12 protein-coding genes are annotated in these 21,876 nt (G+C 63.6%); 5 read left to right on the top strand and 7 right to left on the bottom strand.

Annotated elements, in window-relative coordinates; genetic code table 11:
• Nucleotides 1–184: 184 nt before the first annotated feature.
• The 7 genes from ACODTW_RS02135 to ACODTW_RS02105 all read right to left on the bottom strand — a co-directional run bounded on the left by ACODTW_RS02135 (nucleotide 185) and on the right by ACODTW_RS02105 (nucleotide 11,053).
• Nucleotides 185–2,278, bottom strand: a complete 2,094-nt coding sequence (locus tag ACODTW_RS02135) for a GAF domain-containing sensor histidine kinase (RefSeq protein WP_488944519.1) — start codon at nucleotides 2,276–2,278, stop codon at nucleotides 185–187.
• A gap of 168 nt (nucleotides 2,279–2,446) precedes the next feature.
• Nucleotides 2,447–4,138 carry an ABC transporter substrate-binding protein gene (locus ACODTW_RS02130; protein ID WP_488944226.1) on the bottom strand — a complete coding sequence of 564 codons (1,692 nt, stop codon included), beginning with the start codon at nucleotides 4,136–4,138 and terminating at the stop codon, nucleotides 2,447–2,449.
• Nucleotides 4,135–5,733, bottom strand: a complete 1,599-nt coding sequence (locus ACODTW_RS02125; protein WP_488944225.1) for a S8 family peptidase — start codon at nucleotides 5,731–5,733, stop codon at nucleotides 4,135–4,137. Before ACODTW_RS02125 ends, ACODTW_RS02130 begins: the two co-directional genes overlap by 4 nt.
• Nucleotides 5,730–7,001, bottom strand: coding sequence for a lanthionine synthetase LanC family protein (locus tag ACODTW_RS02120; RefSeq protein WP_488944518.1), 1,272 nt, complete (start codon nucleotides 6,999–7,001; stop codon nucleotides 5,730–5,732). Before ACODTW_RS02120 ends, ACODTW_RS02125 begins: the two co-directional genes overlap by 4 nt.
• 5 nt (nucleotides 7,002–7,006) lie before the next feature.
• Nucleotides 7,007–9,157 (bottom strand): T3SS effector HopA1 family protein, encoded by a 2,151-nt coding sequence (locus tag ACODTW_RS02115; RefSeq protein WP_488944224.1) that lies wholly within the window; start codon nucleotides 9,155–9,157, stop codon nucleotides 7,007–7,009.
• Nucleotides 9,158–9,237: 80 nt separating this feature from the next.
• On the bottom strand, nucleotides 9,238–9,933 hold the full coding sequence (locus ACODTW_RS02110; protein ID WP_488944223.1) for a hypothetical protein: 696 nt from the start codon (nucleotides 9,931–9,933) through the stop codon (nucleotides 9,238–9,240).
• A 289-nt stretch (nucleotides 9,934–10,222) separates the two neighbouring features.
• The gene (locus tag ACODTW_RS02105; protein WP_488944222.1) at nucleotides 10,223–11,053 is read right to left on the bottom strand and encodes a DeoR/GlpR family DNA-binding transcription regulator; all 831 of its coding nucleotides are present in this window, start codon (nucleotides 11,051–11,053) and stop codon (nucleotides 10,223–10,225) included.
• A gap of 158 nt (nucleotides 11,054–11,211) precedes the next feature.
• Between ACODTW_RS02105 and ACODTW_RS02100 the strand changes: the two genes are divergently transcribed.
• From ACODTW_RS02100 to ACODTW_RS02080, 5 genes are all read left to right on the top strand, one after another.
• Nucleotides 11,212–13,932 (top strand): TonB-dependent receptor, encoded by a 2,721-nt coding sequence (locus tag ACODTW_RS02100; RefSeq protein ID WP_488944221.1) that lies wholly within the window; start codon nucleotides 11,212–11,214, stop codon nucleotides 13,930–13,932.
• Nucleotides 13,933–13,997: 65 nt separating this feature from the next.
• On the top strand, nucleotides 13,998–16,112 hold the full coding sequence (locus ACODTW_RS02095; RefSeq protein ID WP_488944220.1) for a phosphocholine-specific phospholipase C: 2,115 nt from the start codon (nucleotides 13,998–14,000) through the stop codon (nucleotides 16,110–16,112).
• A gap of 205 nt (nucleotides 16,113–16,317) precedes the next feature.
• Nucleotides 16,318–18,075, top strand: coding sequence for a tannase/feruloyl esterase family alpha/beta hydrolase (locus ACODTW_RS02090; protein ID WP_488944219.1), 1,758 nt, complete (start codon nucleotides 16,318–16,320; stop codon nucleotides 18,073–18,075).
• Between the two features lie 6 nt (nucleotides 18,076–18,081).
• The gene (locus ACODTW_RS02085) at nucleotides 18,082–19,326 is read left to right on the top strand and encodes an SGNH/GDSL hydrolase family protein (RefSeq protein ID WP_488944218.1); all 1,245 of its coding nucleotides are present in this window, start codon (nucleotides 18,082–18,084) and stop codon (nucleotides 19,324–19,326) included.
• 162 nt (nucleotides 19,327–19,488) lie between these two features.
• The gene (locus ACODTW_RS02080) at nucleotides 19,489–21,834 is read left to right on the top strand and encodes a TonB-dependent receptor (RefSeq protein ID WP_488944217.1); all 2,346 of its coding nucleotides are present in this window, start codon (nucleotides 19,489–19,491) and stop codon (nucleotides 21,832–21,834) included.
• The last annotated feature ends 42 nt before the right edge of the window (nucleotides 21,835–21,876 follow it).

Genomic DNA, 21,876 nt, shown 5'->3' with positions numbered 1-21,876 from the left:
CGTTCTCCCTATTGGCCGCCGGTCGTTCGCCAGCGTGCCAGGGGAGGATGGGGCAATGGTTAGTCCATGTCAACATTCACTCTCATGTGTGTGAATATTATTTATGACTGATTGGTCCGGCGCAAACCGCGCCAAAACGGGGTTGATCAGGTACCGGCAGGACGATCGGGAATTCTGCCCGACGTCACGCCGTGGGGATGGTCGCGCGGGCCGGCGGGCGACGGGGCACGGTGATGGTGAATGTTGTCCCGTTGCCGGGTGCCGTCGTCAATTCCACATCGCCACCCAGGGCTGCCCGTGCCAGATTATGGACGATATGCAGGCCCAGGCCGGTTCCGCCATTGCCGCGCCTTGTGGTGAAGAAGGGGTCGAAGGCGCGGGCGGCAACATCCGGCGTCATGCCGACGCCATTATCGGTAACCGCGAAACGGGCTGGTTCCTCCAGGTTCGCCGGGCGTGACAGGCGGATGGTGATCATGGGATCGCTGATGCCGGCAAAGGCATGGACGGCGGCGTTCTGGACCAGATTGGTGACAATCTGCGCGACGGAGCCGGGCGCCACCACCAAATTGACATCCTCGGCCAGATCCAGCGAGATCCCGACCCGGCTTTGCCGCAGCAGCGGTTCCAGGCTGCGCGTCGTTTCCCGCAGATACTCACCCAGATCGATCAGTTGCGCCTCTTCCCGCGACTGATCCGCGGCGACGCGCTTGAAACTCTGCACCAGATCGGCAGCGCGCGTCAGATTGGTCAGTACGACATGCAGGCCTTCGCTGGCGATCTTGATGAATTCGTCCAGGTCGCTCCGTTTCAGCTGCCGATCATCTGCCTTGGTCTTCAACTCCAGACATTGGCTTTCGATGAAGCTGGTGCCGGTCAGAGCGACGCCCAGAGGCGTGTTGATCTCATGCGCCACACCGGCAACCAACCCACCCAGCGATGCCAGCTTCTCCTGCTGCACCAGCCGGGCCTGGGCCGCCCGCAGTTCTGTCAGCGTGGTGTCCAGCCGCCGGTAGGCCTGGGCGTTGGCGATGGCGATGGCCGCACTGGCCGCCAGCGTACGCAGGATGTCCTGTTCGCGCGGGCCATAGGCACCGGACCGCCGCGTCTGTACGGTGAGAACGCCAAGCACCTTTTCGGAGAAAGCCAGGGTGCAGAAGGCAAGCGATGCCATCCGGGCATCGCCACTTTCCTGCATTGACGGGGCAGTGGCGGCGGCGGCGGCATCCAGAACCATCATATCCGCTTCCATGGTCAGCGCCTTGACCGTCAGCGACGTGGGATGGGTCAGCGGATAGTGCGGCAGATCGGGCTGAGGCACGCCGTCCAGTGTGAACAGCACATAGGCGACATCATCCCCCGCCTCATTCAGAAGCGCGATGCCGAATGCGTCGGTGGGCAACAGCTCGCCAGCACTTTGGGCCAGGGCGGCATAAACGGTGGTCGGGTCCAGCGTCGCCGTCAGATTACGGCCGACATGGCCCAACCGGCTCAACGTGGCTGTCGATGCCTCCAGCTCCGCATTGGCGTGACGCAGATCGGCCGTGCGCACATCCACCTGCGCCTGCAGGATTTCCGTGTCGATGCGCAGCCGCTGTTGATACCGCCCCACAACCCAGGAGACGAAGGCGGCACCCGCCGAAACCGCAATGGCGAAGAACAGGAAGGTCTGGATGGTGGTGTCAGCCCGGCTGGCGGCGGCCGCCGCCAGTTGGCGAGCCTGATTACCGTGGTCGCTGACCATTCGGTCCAACTGCACCTGAACGCGGCTGAATATCTGACCGAAGGATTCCAGATAGGCGACGGCGCTGGGATAATCGAGGTCGACCATGGAACCAACCCAGGTCACCGCGCTTCGATAATCCGACAGCTCGTTCAGCATGTCGTTGATGGCGGCGATCTGCTCTGGTTGCGCATCGACACGGCGATAGGTCTCCATGTCCGAGATGACGCTGTCGAGAGCCGCCGTTGCATTCTCCAATTCGGTGCGGACATCGATCCCTTCGCGCCCGGCTGCCTTCAACACGAGAATCCAGTTGAAGCGGGCGCTCAGTCCCTGCATCCGGTTGCCGATATCGGCAAGGCGGACACTCGCTTCCATATTGCGCAGGATCAGCGAATTATCGGCAGACAGGTCCAGAACGGTCTGACCGCCGCGACTGTAAAGCCCGGCCATCAGGATGATGACAACCAGCGTGGGGACGAGCGCCCGCAACACTGGCCCCAGACGGCGGCCGTTCCAGCGGACCGCAGAACCGGTGGATCGGGCGTCGATCATCGCCACGATCTGACCCACCTATGGGACGTGCGTCCCTTTATCCCTTTCCGCGGGCTGCGGTCCTTCATGTCCCGATCTTTCGTCACGGGGGCGCATCTCCACTTCCAAGGATCGCTTAAACCAGCCAGATATTCAATCATATGCGCCTTTGATGAAAAGCTGTGCGCGTCATGGCCGTAATGCCGGCTTGGGGCGCCAACGCTGGACCGTCAGGACCGGATCACCGAAGGGCGGGTTGCCTACCCCTTCCAACCGGTTGGTGAAGACTGTGCCGACACTGTTGAACCACAGGGGCAGGCGCGGCAACTCCACCATCAGCTCCTTCTGGAAATCCAGCCACGCGGCGCGCTGGTCATCCCGCGTGCAGCCGGCCTTGTCGATATGTTCCAGTGTCCGGTCCAGTTCGGGAATGCGCGAGCCTGTGAAATTAAGGCCACGCATACCATTTTCTGGTGTCGGGATGGCCGTAGACAGGAAATAGAGCGGCATTCCGGGGGAATTGGCGGCATAGGTGACGCTGCTCAACACCATGTCGAAATTGCGCTCCCGGAACACCCCGATAATATCCACCTCCTCCTTCAAGGTGACGGCAATGCCGATCGCCCGCCAGGCGCTGGCCAACGCCTGCGCAACGCCGCGGTCGCCCGCGCGGTAGGAGAGGGTCATTTCCAGCGTCTGCCCCGTGACCTTGCGTCGCTGTCCGGTCTTGTCGCGGCGCCATCCGGCACCATCCAGCAGCGCGGCAGCCCGGGCAGGGTCGAATCCGTAGCGGGGGAAACCTGCCGTGTAGGCCGGCAGGCCGGGGTGGAGATATCCAGGGGCCACCAGCGACGTCCCCAGCGTCAGGTCCCGCACCATGGTCTCGCGGTCCAGAGCCAGATACAGCGCCTCGCGCACCTGCCGGTCGGCCAGGGCCGGGTGTTTAAAGTTGGGAGTGAGCCAGGTCAGGGTGGAGGAAGGGGACCAGATCACCTTGAAGCTGTCGCGACGTTCCTTGGTGAAGCGGATCAGCGCCTCCTCCCGAACGCTTTTCGGCAACAGAATATCGATGCTGCCATTCATCAGGCCCTGTTCAGCGGCCGCCGTATCGCCGAATAGCAGGTCCACCCGCTCAAAATAGGGGGCGGGGCCCGCGTAATTATGGTTGCGCCGCAGTCGGATGATGCTGGGCGCCGTCTCGGACTCAACAATATAAGGACCAAGATAGAGACCCGGATTGTTGCGGCCCTTGTAATAAAGGGTACGGTCCAGATAGGTGGAGGGGTCGGCCAAGAACAGCGGTTCCTCCAGACGCCGGGGCAGGGGCGGGGGAACGAAGACCTGATCCTTGCACAAGGTGCCTTCATACAGCACTTCCAGATGCCGATCACCAGCCATCCGGACCGATCGGATGCGGGCCGTGATGCCGGTCGGGTCCAGCACCTGCGGCGGGTAGCGCTTGGCTACCTTCAGGCCGAACTCCACATCACCGATATCCAACGGTGTTCCATCACCCCAACGCAGGTTGGGCAACAATTCAAAGCTGGCCCGGGTGACGGTGCGTCCGGCCTCGTCCTGGAACGTGGTCAGCGAACCGTCCAGCGCGTTGGGAAGCTGAGTGCAGAGCGAGCAGGCGATCAGTTCCCCATGCATGCGGCCGATCACACCCTGGGTCAGCCGGAACAGGGTTGCCTGCGGCTGGGTATAGATCAGGCTGCTATGGGTCAGGGGGTAGAGATTATCGGTGGCAACCACCACCCGCTTCTCTTCCGCAAGCCGACGGGACTGCGCGTCCTGCCCCGCAGCGACCTGCGACAAGGTCAGCGACAGCAGCAGGACGATCAGCGCCTGCCAGAGTGACCGCAGACCGCCCGCCCTCATGTCACCGGATACGCATAGGCGGCGCCACAACCCTGGTACCAGGGCGCCACACCGAGATTGACCAGATGCCGGCTCAGCATATACCGGGCGTAATCAGCGCGGATCGCCGTGCGTGGCAGGTTGCTGTAATAGGTGTCCCGGCTCAGCAGCGCTGCCAGCACACCCGTGGTCAAAGGTGCGGCCAGCGAGGTGCCGCTCATATCCGCATAGGGCTTTTCCTGCCCGTACCGTGATGGAATCGTGGAAATCAGGCCTGTGCCCGGGGCGATGGCGTCGATCTGCCAGCCGACCGAGATGAAGTCGGGCACAAAGATGCCGCCCACGCTATAGCGGTCCCAGGTGTCCGGTGTCCAACTGGCGGCGAAGCTGCCGACGGGCGTCGTGCCCAGCAGGCCCAAGGCCGACACGGCCACACATTCCGGATAGGCGGCCGGATAGGTGACAGCGCCGCCTTCTTCATTCCCGGCGGACGCCAGGCAAAGCGTGCCCCGCAGACGGGCCGAGATGATGGCGTCATGTTCAATGGCGGATGCCGGGCCACCCAGGCTGAGATTGATCAAATCTGCCAGATGCGAGATGGAAAGCAGGTCGATGGCCGACGCGATGTCAACCTGACTGGCCCCACCCGTTTCTCCATAAACGCGAATCACCCCGATATCCGCACCGGGCACCAGACCGCAGAAATCGGTCGACCCGGCGGGCGGGCGGGCGCCCAGAAGGCCAGTGACGGCGGTGCCATGGTCCTGCACATCCTGGGCCGCCACGGGGCCGGGCAGAAAGTCGCCGTTCACGAATGCGCCCAGCCCATGGACATGATCAAGAAGCGGCGTGGGGCCGGATCCGGTATCCACCACACCGACGCGGATGCCCGCACCGCGGTTCGGGTCATAGGCGGGGTGACCGGTCAGGGCCTGCCACCAGCCGATCGGGCCCTGGGCCATGGGCAGCGGCGGCAGGTTGACCGTCTGCCCGTCATGGGGGGCAGCAACCATCATGCTCCAGGCTCTGCCATAAGGCAGGATCAGACCCTTCGATGGGGTCCAGCCCGATTTATGCGACAAGGTAGCATGCCCCTTGGCATCCGCCACCGTCTGCACCAGCTTGGTTTCACCGCCGCCTGTTTCGAACCAGACGCCAACCTGGGCGCCTTCGGCCGGCTGGCCGTCGGCCAGAACCGTCATGCGCAACGGCACCAGCGCCTTCTTCTCCGCTGCCGTCCGGGCCGCCGGTTCCGGCGTCACGCGGCGATGCAGATCACGCAACGGCGGCGGCAGGGGGCGTGGAATGTGGCGGGGCATCTCCCGCTCGACCAGCAGATGGTCCGGCCGTTCCGCCAATTTCTGCTGCAATTCCGCCGGATCGCCTTCCAGCACCAGGATGCGGCGACCATGGCCGCCCGGTGCCTCCTTGTGACGCTTGGTGTCCGTTACGGGTTTCAGCACCTTGTCGACATAATGGTCGAACTGGTCGCGCGCCGTTTTGCGCTGGTCCTCGTCCCGGAAAGGGGCGGTCCGGTGGGAAACGACGATACGGCCTGCGGCCTGATCCTGCGGTGGCTGGCCGGGGAATCTCCGACCGGATTTCGGGTCGTTCATCGCGTTGCTCCTCCCATGGACAGGTTGCGCGTGCCCAGATAGGCATCCGGCAGCAACAGGCTGCCGGCCATCATGGGGTCATGCAGGCGCAGATAAAAATGGCCGATTCCGGCCAGACCGGTCATCAGTCCAGGCACTTCCCCCACCCCGCTGACGGCGCAGGGCCAGGGAATGCGGGGGGCGGCATGCCGTTCAATACCGCGGTAGCCGACGGTGGCGGCCAACGCCGTCAGATCGGCCCGACCCGACCACAGGCCGGCATCCAGCAACAGATCGGCCAGGCCGGCCAGACCATGGCAATAGCTGTAGTCGGGTGACACCATGCCCATCGGCCGCGACAGGGCGGAGGCCAGCACACGCAGCGCCGCTTCCAGTTCCTGTTCCAGCATCGGGTCGCGGGCACCGGCCGCCAGCAGCCACAAGCGCGACCGGCCGATCCCGGCGGCCCCATGGCACCAGGACGCGCCAAAGACGGGCTGCTGCGACGGCTTTCCATCCGAATCCCGATAATCCGGCCAATTGCCAACCCGACCGTCGAAGCGGCTGCGCTCATAGCGCAGCGCCTCGGTCAGCGCCTCGGCCCAGCGTGCGTCGCCGGTTGCCAGATGCAGGCTGGCCAGCGCGGGCAGTAGGCCGCTACCACCATGGGCGAAGCCGACCGGGGCCGGCACGTCGCTTCCGTCGGGCCAGGACAGTCCATCCGGCCCCTGCTGTCCCGCCGCAAGCAGGGATTCACCCAATACCAGGGCCCGGTCCTGGAATTCAGGGCGGTCGTGATGGCGGGCCAGGGTCAGCAGAACGGGGATCATTCCCGCCGCGCCCCCCAGCAGGTCCAGATTTTTGTCGACCGCCGCAGCCTTTCCAATCAGGGCCAACCCGCGTGCAACCAGCCCGTCATTTTCCTGCATCAGACCGATGCTGATCAGTACCGCCCCGACGCCCCCGGCGCCGGTATAGAAGCCGCAACCAGCAGCACCCTTTTCCGCCAGCATCAGGGCCTGTTCAGCAGCGCGGGCCTGCATCCGGTCTCCTGTACGCTGATGCAGAAGGACCAGGAACAGGGCGATGCCAGCCACTCCCTGATAGAGATCCGCGCCCACGGGGCGGACCAGCACTTGGGGCAGGTTCTCGCGCCATTCGGGTTCAGCACGCAGCCAGTTGATGGCTCCGCCACCCCGCAGCGCGTCACGGCACAGGCGGCGGCCGATCTCGTCCGCGCAGCGAAGGTGATGTTCCTGCCCCTCCACCAAGGGGGCGGTCGCCAGCATCCGGTTCAAGCGGGCCTCCCCAGCGGTGTGTAAAGGTCGGCCATACCGGGGGACAGGTGCAATGCGTCCAGCCGCAGACCGGCAGCGGTCAGGCGGGCACCGATACAGTCCAGCAAGCTGCCGCCACCCGTCCAGGCATCAACAATCCCGGCCGCCACCAGCCGGCATCGCGACTGCCCGAAACTTTCGCCCGTCCCCGGATCGTCGGCGCCGCCCAGTCCCGGGAGCAATTGCCGGGTGAACAATGGCTCACCGGGCCGCAACAGCGGGGACAGCACCGAAACTGCCTGTTCCAGAAGATCCATCACCAGCGGCAGATAACGGCGCGGCGGGTACAGGACCAGCGTATCGACACGGTTGTACAAGGACGGGGACGATGGGCACTTCAGGCTGAAGGGAATGAAATAGCGATTGAGACCAAGGGTCAGCAGGTTCAGAAGTGCCGGCGCCTGTTCGGGGCCGACGTTGAAATAAAGGCGCGCCAGTTCCCCATCGTCGGCGGCACTCGCCGGCGTTTCCCCGAATGCATGGTAATAGCCGGCCTGCGCCGTCACCGATTGGTGCTGCAGGGCGACATCCACATGCTGCCCGGGCTGGGGCTGATATCCGGGCGGCAATCCCGCCTGCGCCGCAGAGATGACCCGGTAGCTGTCACCCTTCTGGACATGCAGCCCTCCGTCCGGCGCCACCTGATAGACCTGCCAGCCACGATCCCAGACAGGTTGCCCGGCATTGGCCGCGGAAAGTGCCGCAACAAAGGCCGCGTCCGCGGTCAGGTTCAGGGGTGCCGGCGACGCCGGCTTACCGTCCCAGCGGGTTGTATAGGCATGCCGGTAGAGCAGGGGCCAGATGGCCTCCACCATGGCCGGCCGCACATCCTGCCCCGGGGGGGACACGACCGGCTGTGGCGGCAGGTCCGCCAGTTGCACCGAATGCGGCGCCAGAATGCGCACGGCCGCCGCCGCAGCGACCAGAGTCGGGTCGGCCCAATCCCCGCTGTCCGGCATCTGCGGCAACAGGGCCGGCCGCTCGACAGCGGCAGGGGCGGGGCCCGGCGCTGTGACATGCCCGGCCCCGGCGAATTCGGTCAGGAACCGGTCCGGATCAGCAAAGGCCAGCCCGGCCAGATTGACCAGTTCTGCCGCCAATGGCGGCACCGTGGGAGACGTGAAGGTCGATTCCATGGCGCTTTGCAGCAGTCTGGCCCCCAGATAGGGCAGCACTGGCCACACGCTGTCGATATCCTGCCAGTTGCCACCGGTCGCGGCCTGCCAGAAGGCGGCCATGGATGGCCACATGGACTGCAGCGGCGCCAATGGCACCGGTTCCGGCCGCCGCGGTGCGGCAGTGGGATTGGTCATCCAAGGCAGGCCACCATCTTCAACCAGCCAACTGCTGTAGAAGCCGGCCAGCGCACCAGCCTGATCCCAGATCGGATCGCCGATATCCGCCAACTCCCAGTCGACGATGCGCAGTTCAATCGTCCCGTCCGCTGCCGCCCGGACCAGGATATTGTCCCATTTCATGTCGCCCTGGATCAGGGTGCGTGGGCGCCATTGTGCCAGCGCCGCCTCAAGACCCTGCAGGATGGCAGGGGTGGCGCGGACAGACGATACAAGGTTCGCGCCACCCTGGCCGAAAACGGGCACGTCACGGCGGCCGATGGTCAATATCCAGGGCGGCAGACACGGGGCAGCGATACTATCCGCCACCTGGGTTGCCAGCGGCTGCGCCTGTGTGTGGATGGCGGCCAGACTGGCGCCCAACTGGGCCAGCACTGCCGGATCAAGTCGGCGGACACGACGATAGCTCGCGTCCAATGTGTCGGCATCTTCGAACAGGTCGAAGACCAGGGTGTGGCGGCGTTCTTCAAAGCTGCGGAGCCTCACCGTGGCACCGCGCAATGCCGACAGGTCCGGCGAGGTGGCGGCCAGCCGATGCAGGGCGGCCTCCCGGCCGATAGACCCAGCCAGATCCGGCGCCGATGCCGCCACCTGTTTAATGAACAGCCCTGGACCATCGACCCCGGAGACCCGGAAGCTGCGGTTTCGCCGCCGCACCTCACGCACGCGCAGCTGGTCGCCAGCGATATCCGCGGCCTTCAGCAGGTCGCGCGACAGCAGAAAGGGCGGAATATCGCTGGCCAGCAGGAACATAGGGCGGCCTTTGCCGGGAAGACGGAACGGTTCCGCCGAGGCCGGCGCCCCGACGGACCGTCACGGGAAACGCCGCGGTCTCAGACAGCCGGCGGGCAATACGTGGTCTGCGTTACCCAGGGATTACCGGCCGGTCCAGTCTGCGGAGGCGCCACCGGCGCCTGCCCCATACCACCGGCCGCGGCCGGCTGGGCAAAGCTGATGGTACCGGGTTGGGCAAAACTGATCGTGCCCGGCTGGGCGGCACCGGGCTGAGCGAAGCTGATCGTGCCAGGCTGGGCGAAGCTGATCGTGCCCGGTTGCGCGGCACCGGGCTGAGCGAAGCTGATCGTGCCAGGCTGAGCGAAGCTGATCGTGCCAGGCTGAGCGAAGCTGATCGTACCGGGCTGAGCGAAGCTGATCGTACCGGGCTGGGCGAAGCTGATCGTGCCGGGCTGGGCAAAGCTGATCGTGCCCGGCTGGGCAAAGCTGATCGTGCCGGGCTGGGCAAAGCTGATCGTGCCGGGCTGGGCAAAGCTGATCGTACCGGGCTGGGCGAAGCTGATCGTACCCGGCTGAGCGAAGCTGATCGTGCCGGGCTGGGCGAAGCTGATCGTACCCGGCTGAGCGAAGCTGATCGTGCCCGGCTGGGCAAAGCTGATGGTGCCGGGCTGGGCAAAGCTGATGGTGCCGGGCTGGGCAAAGCTGATGGTCTGCGGATAATAGCAACTGGCCGGGACGCAGGCGCTTGCCATCGGGAAGGAAATGGTTTGAGGATATCCCGTATAACCGAACATGCAGCACCTCTCCTATGACCCATGGCGGGGCTTTGTGGCATCTCGCGGCCGCACGTCGGGCAGCCACAATCTGATTAACCTTAATGGGCTACTCATTCAAGCCGATATGGAGAACAGCAAATGGCAAATTACCCTTATAACGCGTAATTGACGCACTTCGCGGGCTGCGCCGACTGGATAACCCGGATGCTATACGGTCCGAACGACAGCCTTCGTGGCAGGCGGCCGGGGGCAACAGGCAGAAAATGAAAGACTCCGTCACAAGGACTCCCAAGCGCCCGCTGCCGGTTCAGTCCACAAATCGGCGGTTGGTACCGCTGGCCGCGACCTCGATCGCCATTCCATGGCTGCGAGCGGCATCAGCCACGGCCGCCGGCGGGGCCGCGTCGGTGTACAAAGTGTCGATGTCACCGAAATCGGCAACCTGGATAAAACCAGCCTTGTTGAATTTTGTGGCATCGGCAAGCACAACCACACGCCGGGCACGGCCGAGCAAGGCCCGCTTGAACGTCGCTTCGTCGGCGTCGAAATCCAGAAAGCCACGGGTGTTGTCGATCGCTCCCATCGACAGGACCGTCATATCGGGCACGAAACGTTGGCAGAAGCTGATGGCTTCCGGCCCGAACGCCGCATGATAGTCGGGCTTGATCTGACCTCCTGCCAGGAATATCCGCTGTCCAGCCCGTCCCAGCACTTCATGCGCGATCTCCACCGAATTGGTGATGATCGTCAAATCCCGCATGCCGGCCAGAGCCCGGGCCAGCCAGAAGCAGGTCGTGCCGGAATCCAGCAGCAGGGTCATGCCTTCCTGCACCGTTCGGGCGGCCTGATGGGCGATACGCTGCTTGGCTTCCGCCTGCTCACGCAGTCTGATCCGATAGGGCGCCTCCAGCGCGCCGGCCGGGATGGATACGCCGCCATGGGTCTTCTGCACCCGCCCGGCCGTTTCCAACTGACGCACATCCCGACGGATCGTTTCCTCCGACACGTCGAAATGGGCAGCCAGTTCGGCAACAGAACAATGGGTGCGCTCCTCCAGCAGCTTCATGATCTGCGTCAGGCGCGCAACCTGGGGGGCGCGGGCGCCGGCTTTGCCGTGGTTTGTGTCGAGGTCGGTCATAGGGAGATGATATCCACATCAAATTGCGCTGAGAAGACTCAAATTCCCACATAATCGGTCATTATTCTCACATTTTGTCACATGCTTGTCATCGCTAACCCTTAGGGTGCGCGCGGAGGGTGGCTGGGTGCCGCTGCATCTTTGGGGAAGATATCGAGATGATGATGAAGAAGTCGGCAGCGCTGCTGTCATTCCTGGCCGCGACGACGGCCCTGTTTCCGGGCATGGTGCATGCTCAGACCGCGGCTCCGGCGCCGCAGGTCGCCGCCGCACCGGACGCTGTGGAAGAGATCGTTGTCTATGGATTCGTGCAGTCCCTGAGCAAGGCCCGCGAGGAAAAGAAGAAAGCCGACATCGTCAAGGATGTCATCGTGGCCGAGGATATGGCCAAGTTCCCGGAACTGAACCTGGCGGAAAGCCTGCAGCGGCTGCCCGGCGTAGCGATCAACCGCGAAGCTGGCGAAGGCCGCCGCATCACGCTGCGCGGCCTGGGCCCGGACTATACGCGCGTGCAGCTGAACGGCATGGAAGTGCTGGGCAATGTCGACTCCGCGATGGACAGCCGTGGCCAGCGTTCGCGCGACCGCGCCTTTGATTTCAACATCTTCGCCTCGGAACTTTTCTCCAAGGTAGAAGTGGAAAAGAGCTATCAGGCGGCCCAGAACGAGGGCGGCATGGCCGGCACCGTCGGTCTGTTCAGTGCCAAGCCGTTCGATTACGGCACGGGCGCCACGGGTGCGGCGTCCGCCAAGATCGGCACCAACTCCTATACCAAGGACACGCAGCCGCGTGTGGCGGCGATGGTCGGCCAGAACTGGGATGACCGGTTCGGCGTGCTGCTGTCGGCCGCCTATTCCAAGCGCAAGACGGAGGAGCAGGGCTACAATACCTATTCGCCCAGCCAGCTCAGCGCGTCCAAGATGGCGGATTACGTCAAGAAGGGTCTGGACATCTCGGCACTCAGTGCGGAGCAGAAGGCCAAGTTCCTGTCGGGCGATCTGGTGTTTGCGTCCGGCAACCGCCTGTCGGTCTGGGATGCCGACCAGGAGCGACTGGGCCTGACCCTGTCGACGCAGTGGCGTCCCAGCGATAACGTCCTGCTGACCCTGGACGGTCTGCACGGCGAATTCACCACCCATCGTGACGAATATCACCTGGCGACCCGGCCCGGCACCACCTCCGGTTCCGTGGCGTTCGATATCGCCTCCAAGATCAATTCGATCAGTTGGGACAGCTCCAACTTCGTCAATGCGATCGACGTCGACAACCTGACCTATGCCAGCGAGCATCGCCGTTCGCTGAACAAGAACAAATTCAACCAGATCGCCCTGACCGGTGAATGGGAAGCCAGCGACCGTTTCAAGCTGGATGGCCATGTCGGCTATGAGAAGTCGACCTACGACACCCCTTATGACGACAAGCTGTATCTGCGCGCCACCGGCGGCATGACCACCACCTACGACCCGTCGGGCACGTCGGCGACCAATGTCTATGACTGGGATACGACCGACATCTCCCGCTATAATTTCAAGGAATTCTATTTCCGCGAATTCTGGAACGAGACCAGCCTGGCTGAAGCCGTCCTGAACGGCCGGTACGAACTGACCGACGAACTGAAGCTGCGCGCCGGCGTGGCCTATCACCGTTACCGTTCGGCTGGTTCGGAAATCTACAATGACGGTCAGGCGCGCCAGTTCACGGGCACGCCCGCGACCTCCTATGCCTCGGCCTATGACAGCAACAAGAAGCAGTCCTGGGTCACGGGAGATTTCGACAAGGCGTTTGCCAATTACAATCTGACCCATACGGTCAAGGGTGCGACCGATATCGAGAACACCTTCCGGGTGACGGAGGCCACGACGTCCACCTACGGCCAGGTGGACTGGGACGCGCCGATCGGTGACATGCGTCTGCGCGGCAATGCCGGTCTGCGCGCCTATTTCACCGATACGGACAGCGTGGGCGATATCATCAACAGCAGCTACACCCCGCTGGGCAGCAACAAGAACAGTTCCGACTATTCAGGCGTTCTGCCGACCCTGAACGCCGCACTGGAAGTGACGGATGATTTCCTGGTGCGTTTCGCGGCGTCGAAGAACATCAACCGCCCCTCTATTTCTTCCATGTCCGCCGCCGGCACCATGAAGTTCGAGAGCGGCAAATACACGGCCAGTGCCGGCAATCCCGATCTGAAGCCCTACAAGGACACCGCCGTGGAGGTTTCGGCCGAATGGTATTTCGGCAAGATCGGCATGCTGACCCTGGGCGTGTTCCACAAGGACATCAAGAACCTGATCTCCAGCGAAACGCTGTACAATGTGCCGTTCAGCAGCACCGGCCTGCCGACGACGATCATGACCGGCGTCACGCCCAATACGGTGGTGGCGGAATTCACCCGGCCCGTGAACCTGGACGATGCGCGGGTGACGGGCTTCGAGGCCGGCGTTCAGACTGATTTCACCTTCCTGCCGGCACCGTTCGACAAGCTGGGCGCGCTGGCCAATGTCACCTTGATTGACAGCAATACGGAGATCAACGGCCTGGACGGCCCGATCACCGGCCTGTCGAAGACCAATGCCAACGGCACGCTCTATTACGAGACGGAGGATTGGGGCCTGCGCGTGTCGGCCAATTACCGCTCCTCCTACCTGCGCAGCCGCTATAACGGCAAGAATGCCGACAGCGAGGATGGCTTCGACGGCACGGTCTATGTCGACGCCGCCGCCTTTGTCAGCCTGACCCCCAACGTGAAGCTGACAGTCGATGCCATCAATCTCACGAATGAAAAGGAAGTGCAGTACAACAGCATCTATCATCGCCTGCACAACGTGACGCAAAGCGGCACGACTGTGTTCGCGGGCGTGAGTGTGGATTTCTGATACAGCACGGCCGGGGCGGCGGGAAACCATCGCCCCGGCCTATTTCAAAGACAGGATTTTGGACGATGGCATTGAAGCAAGACCGCCGCGCCTTCATCGCAACCCTGCTGGCCGGGGGCGGGGCCGCCAATGCCTTGATGCCATCCATTGCCCGCGCCTTGTCGATTGATCCTGACCGGCGCAGCGGCAACATCCAGGATGTGCAGCATGTCGTCATCCTGACCCAGGAAAACCGGGCTTTCGATCATTATTTCGGTGCGATGCCGGGCGTGCGCGGGTTCGGCGATCGGTTCGCCGCACCTGCCCCGGCGCTGCCCCAGGCGCCCGGCCGCACCGTCTTTGTGCAGCCGGGTGATCCGGCCAAGCCGGGACCGGCCCTGCTGGCGCCGTTCCGGCTGGATACGGGCAAGGATTTCCGGATGATCCGGCCGCCCGGCACCCCACATGGCTTCACGGACAGCCAGGCCGCCTGGGACAATGGCCGCATGGCTGAATGGCCCAAGCACAAGCACAATCACGCCCTGGCCTATTTCACGCGCGACGATATCCCGTTCCAATATGCGCTGGCTGAGGCGTTCACCCTGTGCGACGCCTATCATTGCGCCCTGCATCTCAGCACCAATCCCAACCGGCTTTACATCTGGACGGGCACGCATGATCCGCAGGGGCGCGGCAATGGCCCGGCAATCGACAATTCCTATGATGGTTTTGCCGATCCGCACGGCCATGGCGGTTATCTGTGGACAACATATCCGGAGCGGCTGCAGGCCGCCGGGATCGGTTTCCAGGTCTATCAGGACATGGCCGACAATTTCAGCGACAACCCGCTGGTCGGTTTCAAGAATATCCGGGCGGCCCGCGCCGCGCAGGAGGCGGGGGACAATGGCCCGTTGGCCGATCTGGCCCGCCGCACGGTGGAAACAAGGACGCTGGAAGATCTGAAGCAGGATGTACTGGACGGCAGGCTGCCGCAGGTTTCCTGGATTGTGGCGCCCACTGCCTATTCTGAACATCCCAGCGTGTCGACACCGTTGCAGGGGGCGGAATATACGGCGCGCGTACTGGATGCGCTGACCGCCAATCCTGCCGTCTGGGCGCGGACGGTGTTGTTCATCAACTTCGATGAGAATGACGGGCTGTTCGACCATGTGCCGCCGCCGGCGCCACCGGCCCGCGCAACGGATGATCCCACGCGCACCATCGGTGCCACCACGGTGCCGGCCGAAGACGAATACCACACCAGGTCGCAGACCGAGGCGGATGCGGCCTATCTCCATCGGCCCTACGGGCTGGGTCCGCGCGTGCCGATGTATGTGGTGTCGCCCTGGAGTTCGGGGGGCTATGTCTCTTCCGAAGTGTTCGACCATACCAGCGTCATCCGGTTCCTGGAAACGCGGTTCGGCGTGCAGGAACCCAATATCAGCGCCTGGCGCCGCGCCGTTTGCGGCGATCTGACATCCTGCTTCAATTTCGAACGCAAGGATGAACGGCCGTTCCTGACCCGCCTGCCAAAGACGCGGCTATTGTCCGATCGCGCCTCCACGCTGAAAGAGACGCCGCCGCCATTGCCCGAAAACGTGGTTGCGCCACGGCAGGATCCCGGACCCAGCCGCCGCCGCGCCACACCCTATTGCCTGGACGTGGTGATGGAAGCCGGGGCGGAAATGCGGCTCCTGTTCCGGAACGACGGTAAGGAACGGGCGGCGGTCTTCCATCTCTACACAATGGATCGGCTGGACGAGGTGCCGGCCCGCTTCACCGTGGGGGCAGGCGAGACGGTTCCGGCTGCAATTCAGGGGCAGGGGCCGCGCGACCTGTTCATTCTGGGACCGAACGGCTTTCACCGCCGGCTGGTTGGCCGGTGCGACAGGTTTGGTATCAGGCTGGAACAGGGGCGCGGCCGACGGGCGGTGTTGCTGTTGAGCAATCCGACCGGGGCAGCCCTTGAACTTTCCGTGTCGGACATGGCCTACGGCGCACCGGTGTCCAAGGTGAAACTGGCGGCGCGGACCGATACCAGCCTTCCGCTGGACTTCACCGCCAGCCATGGCTGGTACGATCTGCGCGTGGCCGGCGGTGGTCAGTCCTGGCGGTTGGCCGGACACATCGAAGACGGTACGGAATCCCTCTCCGATCCTGCCGCGCATGGCCCAGCACCACTGCGGGTGGCGTCAGCCTGATCCAATGATCACCTTCTGAACAGGCAAAACCGGCAGCCATCTGGGTGCCGGTCCCGTCCCGTCCGACCTTCATCCTGCCTGCCCATGCCGCCACACTGGTTGTTGCGGCGGTTTCCATGCTGAAATCGCCATTGCAATCGTTTGTAATGTGTGGATATGATTATATCAAAGAACAATATGGCATGAAGCGGGGGGACAGGTGGTTATGCGTCATCCAAGGACGGTGCTGGCGTCGGCGGTCGCTGCCTGCGCCATCGGCACCGCGTCGGCCGGGGCAGTTGCGCCTGAAGGCGGCCCGGCATTCACGGGGCGCTGCGCGGCCGTCGCCGCACAGATGCAGGGGCACTGGCCGGACGCATCAACGCGCATCCATTCAACGCAATTTGTCGCCGACGGCAGCGTGGCGCCGACGGACACGTTCGCGTTCAACCCCGACCCGCTTCCCCCCTTGAAGGCCCATTGCCTGATCGATGCGGTCATGGCGGAACGGCAGGGGCGGGAAGGCCAGCAATACGCGATCCATTTCCGTCTGCGGCTGCCTGCCGATTGGAATGGCCGTTTTCTGTTCCAAGGCGGTGGCGGAACCAACGGCAATATCGGCAACGCCCTGGGACTGGTGCCGGGAGCAGGCCTCAGGGACCCGGCCATCAACCAGGGCTATGCCGTTGTCAGTCAGGATTCCGGTCATGACAACGCCACCAACACCGACCCGGAACGGGGCGGTCCGGTGGCCTTTGGCTGGGATCCGGAGGCGCGCCGGAATTACGCCTACGCCTCGCTGCCGGCGGTGGCGCAGGGGGCCAAGGCGGTCATCGCCCGTTTTTATGGTCGGGCTGCCGATCATTCTTATTTCGCGGGCTGTTCCAAAGGGGGACAGGAGGGGCTGATGTTCGCCCAGCGGTTCCCCGACATTTTCGACGGCATCGTGGCCGGTGCGCCCGGCATGTCACTGCCGCGCGCCGCCCTTGCCCAGAATTGGGACGTGCAGGTGTTCGGTGGCGTATTGACACCGGACGCCCAGGGCCGCCGATCCGTCTTCAGTCTGGCCGGCAGCTTCACCGCACAGGATTTCGCGCTGGTCCGACAGGCGGTGCTGGAAGCCTGCGACGCCGATGACGGGCTGGCGGATGGGATGATCGCCCGCTATGCCAGCTGTTCGGCCAGCAAGGTGGAAAAATCGCTGGAAAAGGTCCGCTGCACGGCGGACGCTGCGACGTCATGCGTTTCCGGCGTGAAGCTAACGGCATTGAAGCGGTCGCTGGGCGGGCCAAAAGGCAAGGACGGCGCGCCCCTTTATACCGACTGGCCCTGGGATGCGGGCATCGGGTCTTCGGACTGGGCCGTCTGGAAACTGGGCCTGACGCAGCCCCCCATGCCACCGCTGAATGTGGTTATCGGTGGCAGTGCCTTGCACGGCCTTTTCTCCACGACACCCCGGTCTCTGGGACGGGGACCACAGGAGATTTTCGACCAGCAGATGGGGTTCGATTTCGCCAGGGATGCTGACCTGATCTACCGCACAGCTACCCCGTTCAACGCTTCCGGCTGGGAGGAGATGTCGGCGCGGTCACCGGATATTGACGGGTTTCGCGCCCGGGGGGCGAAGCTGATTGTGCCGCATGGCGTTTCCGACCCCGTCTTCTCGATCCATGACAGCATGGCGTGGTACCGGGAAGTCGACAGCCGGTACGGCGGCAAAGCCGATACCTTTGTCCGGCTGTTCCCGGTGCCTGGGATGGGGCATTGCGGCAATGGTCCGGCCACCGATCGCTTCGCCGCCTTTCAGGCCATGGTGGAGTGGGTGGAACAGGGCAAGGCGCCGGATCGGCTGACAGCGGCCGCAGGACCCGGCAGCCCCTGGCCCGGCCGCACCCGGCCACTCTGCCCCTATCCCAGCTATGCCCGCTATGACGGGCAGCCAAACAAGGAAGCCGCCGAGAGCTTCCAATGCATCAGGGAGTGACAGAATATGAAAAGCCTTGGTTCGGCCAAATGGCTGGCGGCGTCCATGCTCGCCCTGCTGCCGGTCCTGTCCGCCGTGGCGGCACCGGACGGACGTTGGGTACAAAGCTGGGGTTCCAGTCCGTCCCTGGCGGTGGAAAAGCTGCCTTTCGATTTCTGGCGTCCGCCGGCGCAGATTCAGGGGACGGTCCGTTACATGATGCGGGTCAGTGCGGAAGGGGACGCCGTACGGGTTCGGTTGTCGGCGGAGACCTTGACACAGGACATCCATGTCGGCGCCGCAACCATCGCGCTGGCGGCTTCTGACGGAAAGGTCGATGTGGCCTCCCTGAAGCCGTTGACATTCGGCGGTGCGCCGACGGTCCGCGTGCCTGCGGGCGCCCCCATGCTCAGTGATGCCGTTGTCCTGTCTGTCAAGGCCGGGGCGATCATCTATGTGTCGCTGCATCTGACGGACAGTGTCGCCATCCCGCAGGCGGATCCGCTGCATCTGGTGGAGGTTCTGCCCGGTCCGGATCGGACGGACGCCGTCACCCTAACGGGATCACACAAGGAGACGGGACGGGAAATCGTCTCTGGCATCCTGGTCCGGTCGGCTGTCAAGGCGCGCACCATCGTGACTTTTGGCGACAGCATCACCGACGGTGCCGGCGCCACCGATCCGATGATGCGCGGCTGGCCGGACCAGTTCGCCGCACTGCTGCGTGACCGGGGCCGTGGCCAGATTGCCGTCGCCAATGCCGGCATCGGCGGCAACCGCGTGCTGCGGGAGGAAGTGGGGCAATCGGCACTGGCCCGTTTCGACCGGGATGCACTGTCGGTGCCGGGTGTGACGGATATCGTGCTGCTGGAAGGGATCAACGATCTGGGACTGAGCGGCCTGCCCAACCCACGGGGGCCGGGAAGTCATCCGACGGTGACGGCCGCCGACCTGATCGCCGGATATCGCCAGTTGATTGCCAGGGCGAAGATGCGGGGACTGAAAATCCACGGGGCGACGCTGACGCCGTTCCTGGGATCGCCTTTTCCCGGCTATGCCACGCCGATGAAAGAGGAAATCAGGCAGGAGCTGAACAAATGGATCCGTACCAGCGGGGAATTCGACAGCGTCATCGATTTTGACGCTGCCCTGCGCGATCCCGCGCAGCCGCAGCAGATCCGGCCGGCCTATGACAGTGGCGACAAGCTGCACCCATCAGATGCCGGCTACCGCGCCATGGCGGAGGCCGCATTGGCTGTGCTGCTGAAGTAATCCGGCCAATTAAGAGACGTCTTGAACGTTGTGAGCCGTGCCGATGGCGCGGACGCCCCCCTGCTGCCCGAAGCCGGAGGAGGGGCGGCACGGCACAATTGAGCACAAATGGGCCGGAACCTTGAGATTCCGGCGACAACCAACTGACAAAAGGGATGGAAAATGCAACACGCATGGAAATGCCTGCGCACGACGCTGCTGATGTCCGCTGCCGGCCTGCTCCTGGTTCCGGCAGCAGCAACAGCCGAAACGGCCGCCGATGACGATGTGCTGGCGGAGATTGTCGTGACGGCGCAAAAGGTGAAGGAGACCTTGGACAAGGCTCCCGTCGCCGTGTCGGTGCTGAGCGCGGATGCGCTTGATCGGCAGAACATCACGGCGGCCGACGATCTGGTCACCACGGTGCCCAATCTTCAGTTCAGCCAGAACGGCTTTGCCATGCGTGGCATCGGCAGCAATAACGGCTTCAGCGGCTATTCCACCGTCGCAACGCAGATTGACGGCATCTACGCGCCTTTTCCCACGACCTTGACCCTGGGCATGTTCGATATCGGCGCCATCGAGGTGCTGCGCGGCCCCCAGGGCACCGTCCATGGCCGCAACGCCACCGCCGGTGTTGTAAATATCAACACGGCCGATCCTGGGGCTGATCTGAAGGTCGCTGGCGACGTCCAGTATGGCACGCACCAGGACCTGCAGGTCCGGCTGAATACCGACCTGCCGGTGAACGACGATCTGTCCGTCCGCATCTCCGCCTTCCGTCATGTCAATGAGGGCCGGTATCCGCGCTACGCCGCCCAGGACCGGTTCGATAAAACGGACCAGACAGGTGTAAGACTGACATCGCTGTGGAACATCACCGACAATCTCACCTGGCGACTGTCACTGAACTATGGCGAGGATGTGGGAACAACCCCGTTCCTGTTCCTGGCAAGCTACAATTATTACCCCAACGCCAATCTGAAAACGGGCAGTTTCGGACCGGTAGAGATCATCAACACCCACGAACCCAATCCCGGCATCCAGAATGTCCGCGAGAACCAGAAGGATGTCCGGGAATATGCCGCCCGCTCCCGTCTGGCCTGGCAGATGTCTGACGCCGTCACGGCCACTTACATCGCTGGCTTCTCCGTTCTGAAGAATGACGGGATCGATGTCAGCACCGGCGTCTTCTCGCAGGAATATCTGGACCTGCGCCAGGAATCCAGTTCGCATGAGGTCGATATCAATTACGAAACTGACCAGTTCTCGCTGGTTGTCGGTGGCTATTATTACTGGGACGACAAGCCGTCGGGGCAGCGCCTGCTGCACGCCGGCAATACCGCACCGGCACCGTTCGGCAGCGTATTCAACGCATTCGGGCCGCTTGTCGCGGGTACGGGCAAGCAAATCTCCACCATCAATGCCGTCGACGTCGTCAATACCTACAGCGACTGGGGCAGTGAATCGGCGGCCATCTTCGCCCAGGGCACCTTCCATGTCACCGATCGGTTCCGCCTGCTGGCGGGTTTACGATCCACCTGGGACACCGTACATGGCAGGCAACAGGAACTGGTCTGCTTCGGCGGTACGGTCACCCGCGCGAACATCAACAGCGTCACCTGTCCCGCCGGCGGTTTGGGCCTGACCGACGACAGCAACCGCGCGTCGGAAAAGTTCAGCAAGATCAGTTGGAAGGCGGGCCTGGACTATGATCTCACGGAACAGGTCATGGGTTATGCCACGGTCAGCACCGGCTACCGCGCGGGCGGCCTGCAATCCAGCACAAATCCCGCGCCCTACACGGGCTACAAGCCGGAGACGGTGACGAATTATGAAGTGGGTCTGCGCAGCAATCTGCTTGATCGCCGCCTGTTCCTGTCCGCCACTGTTTTCAACATGGATTACAAGGATTTGCAGGTTTCCAGCGTGATCGGCACGTCCAGCGGACCAGTGGCGGTCACCACCAATGCCGCCAAGGCCAGAATCAGGGGCGTGGAACTGGAGACGATATTCCAACCGACGCATAGTGACCGGCTGTCGGCCTATGTCTCGTATCTGGACGGCAAATACACGTCCTTCCCCAATGCCTCCGACAACATGCACAGCGCCGATGTGATGTATAACATCTTCGCGCCGATCCTGGGCTACGCCGCCATCCCGGGGGCGGTCGCGGACTTTTCCGGCAATCGGCTGGCCAATGCGCCCCGCTGGAGCGCCCGTCTGGGTTACCAGCATATTTTCGACCTGCCCGGTGGCAGCACCCTGACACCTGCTGTCGATTTCTATGTACAGTCCAAGACCTTCAGTGACAGCGCCAACTATGTCCAGGGCATCAACGGCAGCTACACCAAGACCGACCTGAACCTGCGCTGGGACAGCCCGGCACAGAGCTACTTCGTCAATGCCTTTGTCAACAATTTGGAAGATGAGCGCGTCGCGAACCAGACCAGCGTGGTGTGGAGTTCGACAACGGCTGTCTATAACCCTGGCCGCACCGTCGGCATCCGGGTCGGCGCCACCTTCTGACAATCTCCCATGACTGACCCCGACCGTGCCTCCGGCCGGCGG

The organism is Niveispirillum sp. FG148, assembly GCF_057809655.1.
This window is presented reverse-complemented; position numbering and strand designations above follow the sequence as displayed.

Bases quoted from the DNA above. Each gene is read 5' to 3' on its own strand.
- ACODTW_RS02090 (WP_488944219.1), top strand. From the start codon at position 16,318: ATGCGTCATCCAAGGACGGTGCTGGCGTCGGCGGTCGCTGCCTGCGCC.
- ACODTW_RS02130 (WP_488944226.1), bottom strand. From the start codon at position 4,138: ATGAGGGCGGGCGGTCTGCGGTCACTCTGGCAGGCGCTGATCGTCCTG.
- ACODTW_RS02110 (WP_488944223.1), bottom strand. From the start codon at position 9,933: ATGTTCGGTTATACGGGATATCCTCAAACCATTTCCTTCCCGATGGCA.
- ACODTW_RS02085 (WP_488944218.1), top strand. From the start codon at position 18,082: ATGAAAAGCCTTGGTTCGGCCAAATGGCTGGCGGCGTCCATGCTCGCC.
- ACODTW_RS02120 (WP_488944518.1), bottom strand. From the start codon at position 7,001: ATGCTGGCGACCGCCCCCTTGGTGGAGGGGCAGGAACATCACCTTCGC.
- ACODTW_RS02080 (WP_488944217.1), top strand. From the start codon at position 19,489: ATGCAACACGCATGGAAATGCCTGCGCACGACGCTGCTGATGTCCGCT.
- ACODTW_RS02100 (WP_488944221.1), top strand. From the start codon at position 11,212: ATGATGATGAAGAAGTCGGCAGCGCTGCTGTCATTCCTGGCCGCGACG.
- ACODTW_RS02095 (WP_488944220.1), top strand. From the start codon at position 13,998: ATGGCATTGAAGCAAGACCGCCGCGCCTTCATCGCAACCCTGCTGGCC.
- ACODTW_RS02125 (WP_488944225.1), bottom strand. From the start codon at position 5,733: ATGAACGACCCGAAATCCGGTCGGAGATTCCCCGGCCAGCCACCGCAG.
- ACODTW_RS02115 (WP_488944224.1), bottom strand. From the start codon at position 9,157: ATGTTCCTGCTGGCCAGCGATATTCCGCCCTTTCTGCTGTCGCGCGAC.
- ACODTW_RS02105 (WP_488944222.1), bottom strand. From the start codon at position 11,053: ATGACCGACCTCGACACAAACCACGGCAAAGCCGGCGCCCGCGCCCCC.
- ACODTW_RS02135 (WP_488944519.1), bottom strand. From the start codon at position 2,278: ATGATCGACGCCCGATCCACCGGTTCTGCGGTCCGCTGGAACGGCCGC.